Origin of the sequence: Thalassotalea psychrophila (genome assembly GCF_031583595.1) — a bacterium.
GTDB lineage: Bacteria > Pseudomonadota > Gammaproteobacteria > Enterobacterales > Alteromonadaceae > Thalassotalea_A > Thalassotalea_A psychrophila.
This window is the reverse complement of sequence record NZ_CP134145.1, coordinates 631,608-644,816: the sequence shown is the minus strand read 5'-3', so window position 1 is coordinate 644,816 and position 13,209 is coordinate 631,608. Positions and strand designations below refer to the sequence as shown.

The window sequence follows — 13,209 nt, the reverse complement described above, 5'->3', positions numbered from 1 at the left end:
TTAACGGACCTGCAATTGACGGCGAACCTTTCTTAATAATAAAAACACCACTGGCCAAATAACCGCAGTAGTAATAACAGGTTTTAAATAGCTAATAGAAAAATCGACATCTAAAATAAACCTTTGAATCCAAAAAATAATTAAGTGATATAAGGCGGTTAACAAACCGATAATAAGCGACTGTTGCCAAAGAGAAAAGTTACGAATTTTTTGAAAATTATTAACGATCACATAAACAACTAATGCCGTTGCAAAGGCATTAATACCGAGTACAGAGCCAAGTAATACATCAATAATAAAACCAACTAGCCAGGCAAATATCACATTCACCCGATTTGGTAAGGCCAGGCTCCAGTATGCAATTACTAATAAAGCCCAGTTAGGTCTAAATGCATCTGCGCCAATAGGCATTGGCATAATGGTCAACATTAAAGAAATAATAATGGTGACAAATATCACAAAGTTATTGCTTCTAGCCTTCATTACTTGTCCCCTTATTTTCAAGAGGTGATGACTGCAGATTACTGTCTTGTTGATTAGGCCAAATTAACAATAAATAACGTAACCGATTCATTTCAACTAATGGTGATATTTTTATTCGCGCAAATTCTTTATTTGGATTTTCCGACACATAAGAAACCTCAGCCACAGGGTAACCTTCAGGAAATTTGCCACCTAATCCAGAAGTCACTAATAAGTCGCCAACCCTAATATCGGTTGAGCTTGGAATATGATTTACTTCCATTTGGCTCACACTACCAGTGCCTTTAGCAATCACCCTTATACCATTACGGTGCACTCTCAACGGGATTGCATGAGTAATATCGGTCATTAATAACACTCGCGAGTTACTCACACCAACATGAAGAATTTGACCAACAACGCCAGTTTCATCAATCACCGGCTGGCCTTCGTATATACCATCTGATAGTCCGCGATTAATGACTACTTGTTGTGAGTAAGGGTCACTATCAACGGCTAGGATCTCAGCAACTATTTTTTTATAGTCGCTTCGTAGTGGGGAATCAAGTAATTTGCGTAACCGGTCATTTTCTTGCTGTAGAATATCAAGTTGTAATAACTTTTCATTCAACAGCAATTCTTTCATTTTCAAGCGCTCATTATCAACCATTAATTGCTTGCGTGAAACTATATTTTCAGAAGCATAATCCATTACTTTTTTCGGTGTATTGGCTAAATATTGCAATGGGCTAACAAGAGATTGTAAGTGACCTCTAGCAACTTCAAAACTTGCTAATTTATGATCGAAATAGATGAACACGCAAGACAATGCGAGTGCGAACAAAATGCGCCGATGACTGGAATATCCTTCCAAAAAAATAGGAGTCATAAAAACCGCAAAGGCAGCTTATGCTGCCTGTTGTTTAAGTTATTTAAAAACTGCTCAGACATTCTTATTCGTAAGCAAATAAATCGCCGCCGTGCATGTCAATCATCTCTAGAGCTTTACCGCCCCCACGAGCAACACAAGTAAGTGGATCATCAGCAACGATTACCGGGATACCAGTTTCTTCTGCTAACAAACGATCTAAATCTTTTAGTAATGCACCACCACCAGTTAATACCATACCGCGCTCTGAAATATCAGATGCTAACTCTGGCGGCGCTTGTTCAAGTGCAACCATAATCGCACTAACAATGCCTGAGAGCGGTTCTTGTAATGCTTCTAAAATTTCATTGCTATTTAAAGTAAAGCTTCTAGGTACACCTTCAGCAAGATTACGACCACGAACTTCAATTTCAACTAATGACTCACCTGGATATGCACTGCCGATTTCTTGTTTAATACGTTCAGCCGTTGCCTCACCAATTAAACTACCAAAGTTACGACGTACGTAGTTGATTATTGCATCATCAAACTTGTCACCACCGATACGTACTGATGAAGAGTAAACCAAGCCATTTAACGAGATAATACCAACTTCAGTTGTACCACCACCTATATCAACAACCATTGAACCTGTTGCCGCAGATACAGGTAAGTCTGCACCAATAGCCGCCGCCATAGGCTCATCAATAAGGTGAACATCACGAGCACCAGCACCTTCTGCTGATTCTTTAATTGCTCTACGCTCAACTTGCGTTGAACCACAAGGAACACAAACTAATACGCGTGGGCTTGGACGTAAAAAATTATTAGAATGAATTTGTTTGATAAAATGTTGTAACATTTTTTCTGTTACGTAGAAATTAGCAATAACACCATCTTTCATCGGACGAATGGCTTCAATATTACCGGGGGTACGGCCAAGCATTTGTTTGGCCGCCGTACCTACTGCAGCTACGCTTTTATTGCCACCAGCTCGATCCTGACGAATTGCTACAACTGAAGGTTCATCAAGTACGATACCTTGATCTTTTACATAAATGAGGGTGTTAGCTGTTCCTAAGTCGATTGATAAATCGTTAGAGAACATACCACGTAAAAATTTGAACATTGAGAGAAAGATCCTATTGCTTGGTGTTGCTTTTTTTATTTTTACAGAGTGTGAAATCAGCGTTATTTAGTCACTATTTCTTCAGCTTTATTAGTTGAATTAACCACTGTGCCCTAGTAAAAACTTCAGTTATCTATTAGTGAAGATATCATAACCCAGTAGACAAAAAAATGTACTAGATAATTGTTAAAAACAAGACAAAAAATGCACTTTTTTATTTTAAAGCTTTCTTTTGTAAATAAAGCGATGAAAATTCTGCTTTTAGCTTACATTTTTTCTACTTTTCTGAGCTTTAGTTGGTTGATTAGCCTATATACAACGCAAATTGAATTAATTTTTCCTTTCGATTTCCCGTTGACTAATCACTCGTTTAGATACTTTATTAAAACGACCAAAGGTAGCAATTGCCGATGGGTTTTGATCTAGCGCACCATTTTGCAGCCAGTCATACTTAAACCAATTCGGCACGTCATAATTCAAGCCAACTTTACCGGTCTCTCCTGGCGCTGATAATAATAATGTTCGAACTGCACCATTAATGAAAGTCACCACACTTGCATCACTATTTAATACCGAGGTTAAATTAACGTCTAAGTCATTAATATCAACCACGGTTAAACTACTATCCAAAAATTCGGTGCAACTATCACTATCATTAATTAACCAGTCAGCAACGCCAGACGCGCTTTCAGTATAATGCTGAACTTTCATTATTTGACCAAGATTTTCCGTTTCAGGCCCAAAGGTATCTAGTATTTTCCAACGAGCGAAACTGTTATCCAACCCGCTTAAATCAAATGTTAATTGGCAAGTTCCTGAAGTACATGTACAACTTACTTCACTGGCACCACATTGAGAAAAATCCACTAAGTCGTCATCAGTAAAACTACTTACTAATAGTTCGATGTGAACGGCAAAAGTATTGATCATGCTATCTTGTGTACGAACAAAATTAAAATGATCGGCAGGATTAAACCGATAATAGTTCACGCCTGGGTTAGCATTATCTAGGCTGAAATTAGTACTGATATTAATTTGGTTGTCCAATTGCAAAAACATACCATTTCTGCCCAATGTATGCTGATTCGATGCCGATGTACTAATGGAATAATTACTGGTTTGATTCTTTAATAGGTAATTTTGGGTAATACTTTTGCTCCCCCCACTTACCTTGCTAAATGGGCTTATTTTTATTTGTGGTAACTCATCGTAAGTAATATCACCAGCACTATTGAACAGCTTGCCAGTATAGGTAAATGCGTCACAGCTTGCCGACTCTAGCGAGCCAGTTTGTTCAACCGCGAGTTCGAAGTGATCGGGAATAAAACGACTTAGTATTTTACTAGTACTAATATCTTGACCAAGGTAATTGTCTTCAACCTTGATACTAATTTGCCCTACTTCTAGATACTGAGCTTGCGTATTACTGTATTTGCCATCAATAAATGGTGTATAAACTTCCTGGGGATTACTATCTGTAATTACTGTTGGGTTAGTTGCTGATGGCAAACTGAATTTTCCTAAAACAAGGTCATCCACACCTTGCGTTAATGTCATAGTAACGGTATCCGTAGATGCTTGATAATTTGTCGCGGTGGTGTCATTAGTACACATTGCTTCTATATTAAAGTTAAAATCGTTGCCTGCCACCTCTGGTGAGGTATCCGTTATGACACTATTATCTGAATGAAGACCAGTAATATCAAAATAATCAGGATAAAAGCCTAACTGGGCACTACCAGAAATGACTAATTCCCCGGCTCCAGGTAAAGTTTCAGTAATAGAAAAATTAGTATCATGTTGACCGGCATCATTATAGGCAATAGTGACAATGGCATCACCACTGCCATTAAAATCAACATCTATAGGTGATTGGTCGATGTCTGCACCATTAAAAAGTAAATTAGGTAGCGAAGAGGTAATCGTTAATGCTTTAGTACTATCAACAAACTGGCTGATACATTGATTCGATTCATCGGCTTGCAATGCCTGTAAAGTAAAATTACGGACCAGACCACAAGCAGTATTTAAATTGTTAGGTTCATTTACCGGAGTTAACTTTAATATTGATTGCACAAACTCAACATTGCAATCAGCAGGATCGCATTCATACGCTTCATTAACCAGGCTTAAAGATACCGTCTCTACCGAGTTGTGAAATACTTGTGCATTACCAATTCCACTACCATCTATTGTAACGTCAAAGGTATTACCTGAACTGGTTTGTACCTGCAAAACGGCATTGACGTCTATTGGGGGAAGACTACTGCAATCGTTAACACCTACACAAGCTCGTACTTCAACATTTAAAGATTCACAAGTAATGTTTTGCGGATTAAATAATAGTTTGTAATATGTTGCCACTTCACCATCATTACTAGAACCTCTCGTACGTTCTCCGGAAGAATTCGATGAAATGACATCGACATCGACATCTATTCCACTACCAATATCTTTGCTGCCATCGGGTAGCCGACGAATAACTTTACTGCCATTTTTTGTGCTGATTTGACTTGTTGCACTATAAACGGGCATGCCAACATAACTATAACCATTAGCAATTATTCTATCTACTACGAGATGATTACTGTCGTATAAAGTGATAACAAAACCATCTTTAGTATTTAAGAACGAGGCATTGCTTCCTATGACATCTATGGTTGGGTAGATTTCGTCATTGAGAATCGCCATTTGGGCACTACAACCAAAGCTAGTTTTATTGGTTGGCCCTGAACATATCTCAACATACAAGTTTAACGGTGTTGCAAATAAAGCTGATTGTTTAACTTTGATCTCAACAAAGCCGTTGTGTTGATGTTCGTAAATTTCATTGAGGACAATTTGATCATCAAAAGGGGAATCATCGGCGACAGCTGTTCCCGCCTGAAAAGCGAATGCCATAAAAATTAAAATTAGCAAGAACTGAAAAATATTGGTTTGCTTAATCGAATAAAAAAACAAATGCTAGCCTTGTGTGATCTTGATAAAAACGATCATTGTTATTGTTAATATGTTTTTATAACATCAATTACACATTTGAGTAAGGGTAAGATAAATTATTCTCGCCAACCACCGCTTCATTGATCATTCAAACTGTTGATCAGCTCATTCGACTATTTATCTATTTCTTTTTCACCGATAACTCTATCGCCAGTATTATCAAACACCCCAAAAGTTGCAACCGCACTTGGGTTTTGATCAAGAGACATAATGCCTGACCAATCATATTTAAACCAAGAAGGAACATCATAGGTAACCCCCACTTGTCCAATGCTTTCAGGTGCTTTTAATTCAAGCAAATTTGTATAACCTTGTTCGAAAGTATTGTTTGTGGGATCAGAGTGAATAACTTCGGTTAATGCTGGTTCTAAATCACCAATATTAACAAGAGTCATCAAATCGTCACTGAATGTTGTGCATATATCTTGTTCATTTGTAACAAATTGACTGCCGTCATAATATTCAATGTGCATGGGTTGATCTAAATTAGCCATTTCAGAGCCGAAGGTATCTTCTACTCGCCAACGACCAAATTTTATTTCTACCCCTGAGGTGACAAAGCTCTCAACATCATTAATGAGTTGATTGTCTTCATCTAAATATTGGCTACTAATACCATCGCTATCATTAACACTAATGATGTTAAATTCTAATTCCGCATCAAATGGCACAATTAAAGAATTTTCATCTCGTACGTAATAAAAACCATCCGCTTGGCTGAAATGATAAAATACAATACCTGAATCAGTTGTGCTGGCCTCAATTTCACCGTCCATTTTATGTGGCAGGGTAGTAAGCAATAAGTCTTCTGCACCAAGCTGATTTAAATCAGTTAATGGGAATTCTCGATCAATATCAGCACCGGGTTGGTCCAACATCATAAATTCGTTGATGTAATTCTGAGTGACACTACCAAAAGCATTATACGGGGTTATTTTAAGAACAGGATGCTGACCATAACTTATTGCACCAACGGTTGAAACGGTAGAGTTCAACTCACCTGTATAACTGGAATCACCGCACATCATCGCCAGTTCACCATTATTTTCTACGGTTTGCTGAAAATGGTGTGGAGTAAAGCGACCAACATTATTAACAGTACTTTCAATGGTATAGCCACCATAGTTATGATCACGAACTTGCAAACTAAACAGCCCAACTTCAGAGTAACTGCTATTACTATTTTGGTAACCGCCATCAACAAAACTTGTTGGTGCAATATTCGCACCTTGCCAATTAGAAGCAATAGTTGCTACCACAATACTGGCACCATCTATGTTCAATAAACCATCTGCACCTAAAGTATCGCTGATTGGTGCCGTTTTGATAGCATTAAACTCAATCCTATCATTGTCTTCAGGCTGATAGTTCTCGGTGATAGTCGTCCCATCAGCACATTGCGCACTTAACTCAACTTCAAATATAACGCCGGCTTTTTCTATGGTGTTACCATCGATCGGTGTGTTGTCCGCGTCTAATTTATTTAATCTGGCAGAGAGCTGAGCCGGATAGAGTAAAATATTTTTTCCGCCTTCAAGGTATAACTCTTCGAAGTCGCCAACAGTTTCGGTAAAGTTTACCGATAATGAGATCCTACCCGCATCGTTATATAGCAAGCTGTCAATTTCAGCCTCACTATTGGCATTAAAATCAAGTGCAATTGCACTGTCCTGGTTACTGCGCAAATCCACCCCGTTAATGCTAGGTACAACATCTCCAGAGTCAGGCAGAATGTGAGAAAACTTAAAATTAATCAATTTCTCCCCTTGCAAAGCACCAATGCACTGATGGGTTTGTTCATCGGTTTTCACCGCTTTTAAGGTAAATTGTTGACTGTTGCAAGATTGATTGTCGGTTGCCTCAAGGATAAAACCGGCGTCAGCAAACTCTAGTTGGCAGGAAAGTGGAAATGTAAGTGAAGAGTTTGCAAGGTTCGTACAGGTGTAATTCTCTAACAAAGATAGTTCAGCAACCGTACTTGCATCGACATGAGTAAAAGACACATTAGTATTTATGCCATTATTTATATCAACCACTATCGGCAGTTCATTGTTTACCACTAGGCTCACCTGAGTATTTACTGAGGTATCTGTAGCGGTACAATTAACGTCAGTACAAGCTCTTATAGTAATTGTTTCATGTTCACAGGTTAACCCTGTACCATCGTGAATAATTTCAAAAAATTGCTCGACAGGCTCTTCACTAACACAGGCGAACTCTATTGTTGAGTTATCTTTTAAATCTACTTTCGCAGAAGATACAGCTCCATATAACGTGCTGCCATTTTCAATATGAAACTCTTTTACTGCATACACTAGCCCAGTGACCTCAACATTCTGCTTAATGTGGAATTTATCGTAAGCAATAATTAAAAAGTCGCCAGGGGCTTCGCCACTCATATTGATTTTACTATTGTTGCGGATATCAACATGACCATCAACAAACAGTCTCACCACTCCCGGCTCACTGGTAGTAAAAACTAAACCATCGGCATTTTTGGTTTCGAGATCTTTAATCCAGTAATCACCGGGAGCAAAAATCACCGTTGCATCTTCTTCAACATCTAATTCGGCAATGCGATATTCTTTGTCGGATATTGCAAATTCTAATGTGTCACCAGAATCTACATCAACTTTATCAAATTCAGTTTGCTCAGGCCCAATCAGCAAATACTTATTGCTATAGTCGTCTTTATCTATATCTTCAGATGAGTCTGAAATTAAAAATTCTTCCAAATCTAAGGCAGTAATAGCATTGCCACTAGCAGTACATTGTGCAGTAAGGTTAGGATCAAAATTTGGGTCTTCACAGGATTGATCATTATCACTAGAGTTAACCGTAGTACTTTCTAATATAGTATCCGGGTTATTAATAATAACGGCGTTGTTACCAAACTTGATGTTGGGTTTATTATCTTCATTTTTATCACTAAAACTGGTGGCGCCATCAACAAATGGTGCAGCACATTGTAGATCTGGTGGGTCAATCGGTGGATCAATGCCTATTTCACATTGATAGGTAACAAGTGAACCGATAGCAGCAATAACATTTTGTCCGGATACTGCCCCGGTAATTTCACTAAATCGGCCAAGTAGAACATCGCCATGAGCAAATATGAGCGCATCTATTTCAACATTTTTTTCAGGACTAAATATTGGTGGCTCTTCAATATTGATATAACTATAGGCGTAGATAAGCAACTCTTCAGCAATGCCTAAATTATTCATTGCCAGCCCATAAGGAAATAGTACGTCATTATTAATAAAGAGTTTAACGGTACCATTTACTTCAAATGTAATGTCATTACCCAACGTTAACGTTTCAACCCAATAATCCCCGGAACTAAGAGTAACAGTGGCACCATCCTCAACAATCAACTCGTTAATTTTGTAACTATTAAAATTACTGGTAAAGGTAGCGTTAGCGTCACTTTTGATCAGTACACTAGCAAATTCGTTGATACCCGCATCACCAATTTGACCAGTACCGTTAATTTGAATGGTTTCGGTACTTGTTGTGCTTTCGAAGCTGCCTAAATCAAACAGACCGGTCGGAATACCACTAGCCGTACAAGGTTCTGTGTCACAGGTGTTGGTGCCAATAACATCAGGGTTATTAACAATAAAACTTGCCAAAACTGAGTCTGGATTTTCGATTACTCTGGAAAAGTTAGAGAACGTAATTTCACCATCAGCGGCATGTGTGGTGATACCGTCCACCATATAATCGGTACATATATCGAGAGGGAGTTCAACCGGAGGTACATAATCACAGCCATAAATTACCGTTGACTCTTCTTCTATCAGCACCTTTTGGGCACTGATAGAACCGGTTAAGCGAGCCCGAGCTTTAATATGAAAGTCTTCTTCGGCAAAGATTACTGCGTTTATTTCTGCATCTTCTTTAATATGTAATTTATTATATGAAACCAACCAAAAATCTTCGGGCTTACCTTGGATATTTATTTTATTAAACTTTCTAAAATCAATGTGGCCGGTTAAAAATAATCTAACAGCCCCTTCGCCAACCGTATTAATGGTTAAATAATCTCCATCTTTGGTATCTAAAGATTCTATCCAATAATCCCCTGGTGACAATTCTAACGTTACACTTTCTTCTAATTTAAGTTTTTTAATACGGTATTCTGAGTAAGTATTGCTAAAGGTGAGGTTTATGCCATCTCTGACCGTAATATCATTGAAATGATTTATACCATCATCGCCTAATGTGGTGTTGGCATTTATGTTATGATTTTGTTCACCTTCGCTCAGTAAAAAATCACCCAATTCAGGATAAAATACCGGGCTACCTGAAGCTGTACAATGTGAGTCTTCACAACTTAATTGGTCAGAACCAGGGTTGGTCCATACGGTAGTAGACGCTAGAATATTGTCTGGATTATTGATGATTTGGGTATTTTTCTTAAACTCAATTGCCTTATTATCTGAGCCAAAACTTGTCGCTCCATCTTCCCAACCTTGCTCACAACTTAAACAGTCTGAATCAGTAAAACTAATATCACATGAACCGTTGCTACAAACAGTATCTTGCTCTGGAATTACCGAAGAATTATTTACTGCCAACGATGCTACACCAACATCACCAAAACTGAACTTAGTTAGAATAGTGCCGCCAGAGAATGACAACGACGATTTATTAATACCATTAACTTGTAAATCAACATTTACCTGCTGTTGATACGTCTGCTCACAAGCAAGATCTGCACAGGCTTTAACTGTGACTAATTCTGCTGCACAATTTGACCCCAAACCATCATGAATAATTTCAAAATGGTGGAGGATATCTCCATCGCTTGGTTCACCTTCACAAAAACCATGAGGGTCAAAGTCTTCTAGATCATCAAGGTCATAATTGTATGTACTGCCTTTTTTAATGACGATTTCACCTGGCCCAGAAATAGCACCATTAAATTCTGCCCTTTCTTCAACAGTAACTAAACCCTCCGAATAGATAAAAGCAGTAACTTTACTATCAACTTCTATCTTAAGTTCATTGCCTAACATCACTATTAGTAAGTTGGCAGGGTCACCATTAACATTTATCCGAGAATTTTTATTTATTACTGACACGTCGCCGGTAAGATAAATTACTGCTGTACCTTCCCCGCTAAATGACAAGTCATAGTTCTCTATTTCGTCCCAAGTTTGATACACATAAACATGATCTGTAACCGTGTCTAAATTAAAAACATTACCACTAAAGTCTGGATTTTCCGGAGCCTCAAGGTCTGGAACTGGTTCGTAATCATTAAAGTTACAGTTACCGCCATTACAACTGTTGGGTGTTTCTATAGTGCCATCGCCGCCGAAGGGGTTTGGACCAGGAAATATTGCTTCACAACTTATTGGTTCGTCAGGTTGCTCACCTGCAAAAGAAAATGGAGTAAGCAAAACATAAAGCAACAGCAAGCAATTTAATAAACATGTCCTGCTGATATTGTTAAACCAAGTCATCATTTACAAAGTCCTTGCATCAACTTGTAAGGTACGACTTGTTGAAACATCGCCTGAATCACAAACGCCTGTAGAAGTTAAAGTAAAGTAAGTTACACCTGACTCAACAAATGAATCGCATTGTAGATTGGCAACTCGACAACCAATTAAGCCATTAACCGCGGAAATATCTGGTGGTGTGGTTACATCAACACAACTAGAGGTTGAGGTATTTAATTGAAAAAGTTGCTGCAAAGCCCACTGATTACCAGTATCGGCAGCAGCGTAAGCGCGAGTCCCTATAACTTCATAGGAAATATTCTCGCTGGAACTTCCTATCATTCTAACTAATACCGCTGCAAATAAGCTAAATATCACGATCATAAACACCGCCATAATCAAACTAGCACCTCGTTGTTTACTTCGTAATGATTTTTTATGGCACATTCGTTATATGTACCCCATTACTGAAGAACACCGTTTCGTTATTGCGAGTGAATCTTAAATCAACTTGTACAATCGCATCACTTTGCAGTTTAGGATCAAACGTAAATGGGAATCCATCACTCACATTAATATTTTCTGCCATTAAAACACCACCGACTAAAATCGCCTGGTTAACATTAAAACCATAATTGTCATGGCGATGTAAACTATTTCCAGTTGCACAATAGCTAACAGGCTCTGACACAATAAACAGTCGCTCATTGGGGGAGTCGGCGGCAAAGCTAATATCACTTTCAACCGTAATCACCCAACGATTACCGGCGCTTTTATCAACACTCTGTAGATCTACAGATTTGTTACTGGTTGCAGGATCATATGCATCATTGGCATCAATCGGATATACAACCACCCTGTCACTTGTATTGGTTTGGTAATCTACGCTTGCCTTAATAATATCTAAAGTATCTCGTGCTGTATCTGGAAATACCGGAATATTCAAATAAATACTACTTGCCATTATTGGCACAAACTCAAGGCATTGAGTGCTTCCGTCATCAATAATTCTAATTGAATTTGGCAAGGCATTACGTAACTCTCGGTTCAGTCTTTCGACAGAAAAACGAGCATCCGATATAAGCGCATCACGATTAGATACGTTTTGATATACATTTGAGCCAATGTTGATAAAACCAATAAAGCCAACAGATATGATGCTTAGAATGGCAATAACCAAGACCAACTCGATAAGAGTAAAACCTAGATTTCTATTTTTAGACATGGGCTTATTCATTCAAAGTTAGCCTTAAAAACGGCAAAGGTAATTGGTGTACCTAAAGGTGTTGTTACGGTAATTGTTATTCGTTTTGTGAGTTGAGAATTATCAATAGTCCCGTCATAAATATCAGTTATGCCGTCATAATTATTGTCATAGTTTACACTGACAAAAATGCTAAAATTATTATAAAGTTCAGATATATCAGAGCCAAGAGCATCTTCAATACTAGATAGACCATTAAAGTCATCAACATCATTATAAAAAGTTCTGGTTTCACCTTCACTGCCTAAGTTTGCAGAGGTTGTGCAAGCTTGAAAACCAGTTTCGTTACAACGTAATAACCCGCCGCTGAGATCTGAATTTTGATCAAATGCTTTCGAGGTAATTTCATTCATTAATGACTGCCCAAGTTCTGCGGCTCTGATCAGATGAATTTGATCGGCACTTTCTTTTTCTTTGGGTAGCATGGCTGCCATCATAAAACCAATGACGACCACTATCACTGTCATACCAAGCACAAGTTCAATTAGAGTGAAGCCCTGCTGAAATTTATATGATTTAAAATTAACAACCATGAATATATCCCTGGCTTTCAATACATAATAAAGCGCTATCATCACTGGTTAGTACTATAGTACAGCCAGTACTACACTCAGCAACTTTCCCCCAAGAATCAAATGTTAATGTACTTGGCCCAGATAACCTCACCGATGAGTCAATAGGGATCGCAAAACCAGTGTTTTTATCTTGCCAATTGGGAATTAATGTATTCGTAGAGCAGTTTGATGACGCGCCATAACCATCATTCATAATTACAATTTGATGGCATGAGTTACTATCGGTTTGTTGCATGCTTTGTTGCTGTATTAACCGTAAACTTGAAATCATCTGGTCGCGATAAACAAACGAATCAAAACCACTACTGCCAATCATTTTAGGTACAACAGTGATAGCCAAAATACTGATAATCAGTATGACTACAACCAATTCAATTAGGGTAAAACCACTACCAAAGGATTTACTTGTTTTCAATGATTAACCTTAACTGTTTACGACAACAATCACTATCTAGAGT

The 13,209-nt window shown here is 38.1% G+C and carries 9 protein-coding genes; all 9 read right to left on the bottom strand.

Annotation, left to right across the window (positions count from 1 at the left end):
• The gene (gene mreD / locus RGQ13_RS02750; RefSeq protein ID WP_348392028.1) at positions 1–483 is read right to left on the bottom strand and encodes a rod shape-determining protein MreD; all 483 of its coding nucleotides are present in this window, start codon (positions 481–483) and stop codon (positions 1–3) included.
• On the bottom strand, positions 473–1,351 hold the full coding sequence (gene mreC, locus RGQ13_RS02745) for a rod shape-determining protein MreC (protein WP_348392027.1): 879 nt from the start codon (positions 1,349–1,351) through the stop codon (positions 473–475). The genes mreD and mreC overlap by 11 nt, the downstream gene beginning before the upstream one ends.
• A 64-nt stretch (positions 1,352–1,415) precedes the next feature.
• The gene (locus tag RGQ13_RS02740) at positions 1,416–2,459 is read right to left on the bottom strand and encodes a rod shape-determining protein (RefSeq protein WP_348392026.1); all 1,044 of its coding nucleotides are present in this window, start codon (positions 2,457–2,459) and stop codon (positions 1,416–1,418) included.
• A gap of 330 nt (positions 2,460–2,789) precedes the next feature.
• Entirely contained in the window at positions 2,790–5,420 is a 2,631-nt protein-coding gene (locus RGQ13_RS02735) for a DUF6701 domain-containing protein (RefSeq protein ID WP_348392025.1), read from the bottom strand.
• Between the two features lie 152 nt (positions 5,421–5,572).
• Entirely contained in the window at positions 5,573–10,936 is a 5,364-nt protein-coding gene (locus tag RGQ13_RS02730; protein WP_348392024.1) for a DUF6701 domain-containing protein, read from the bottom strand.
• Positions 10,937–11,359 (bottom strand): MSHA biogenesis protein MshP, encoded by a 423-nt coding sequence (locus tag RGQ13_RS02725; RefSeq protein WP_348392023.1) that lies wholly within the window; start codon positions 11,357–11,359, stop codon positions 10,937–10,939.
• Entirely contained in the window at positions 11,349–12,149 is an 801-nt protein-coding gene (locus RGQ13_RS02720) for a type II secretion system protein (protein WP_348392022.1), read from the bottom strand. The genes RGQ13_RS02725 and RGQ13_RS02720 overlap by 11 nt, the downstream gene beginning before the upstream one ends.
• Positions 12,146–12,709 (bottom strand): prepilin-type N-terminal cleavage/methylation domain-containing protein, encoded by a 564-nt coding sequence (locus RGQ13_RS02715; protein WP_348392021.1) that lies wholly within the window; start codon positions 12,707–12,709, stop codon positions 12,146–12,148. Before RGQ13_RS02715 ends, RGQ13_RS02720 begins: the two co-directional genes overlap by 4 nt.
• Complete coding sequence (locus RGQ13_RS02710) at positions 12,699–13,166, bottom strand: type II secretion system protein (RefSeq protein WP_348392020.1); 468 nt, start codon at positions 13,164–13,166, stop codon at positions 12,699–12,701. The genes RGQ13_RS02715 and RGQ13_RS02710 overlap by 11 nt, the downstream gene beginning before the upstream one ends.
• Positions 13,167–13,209: the final 43 nt, after the last annotated feature.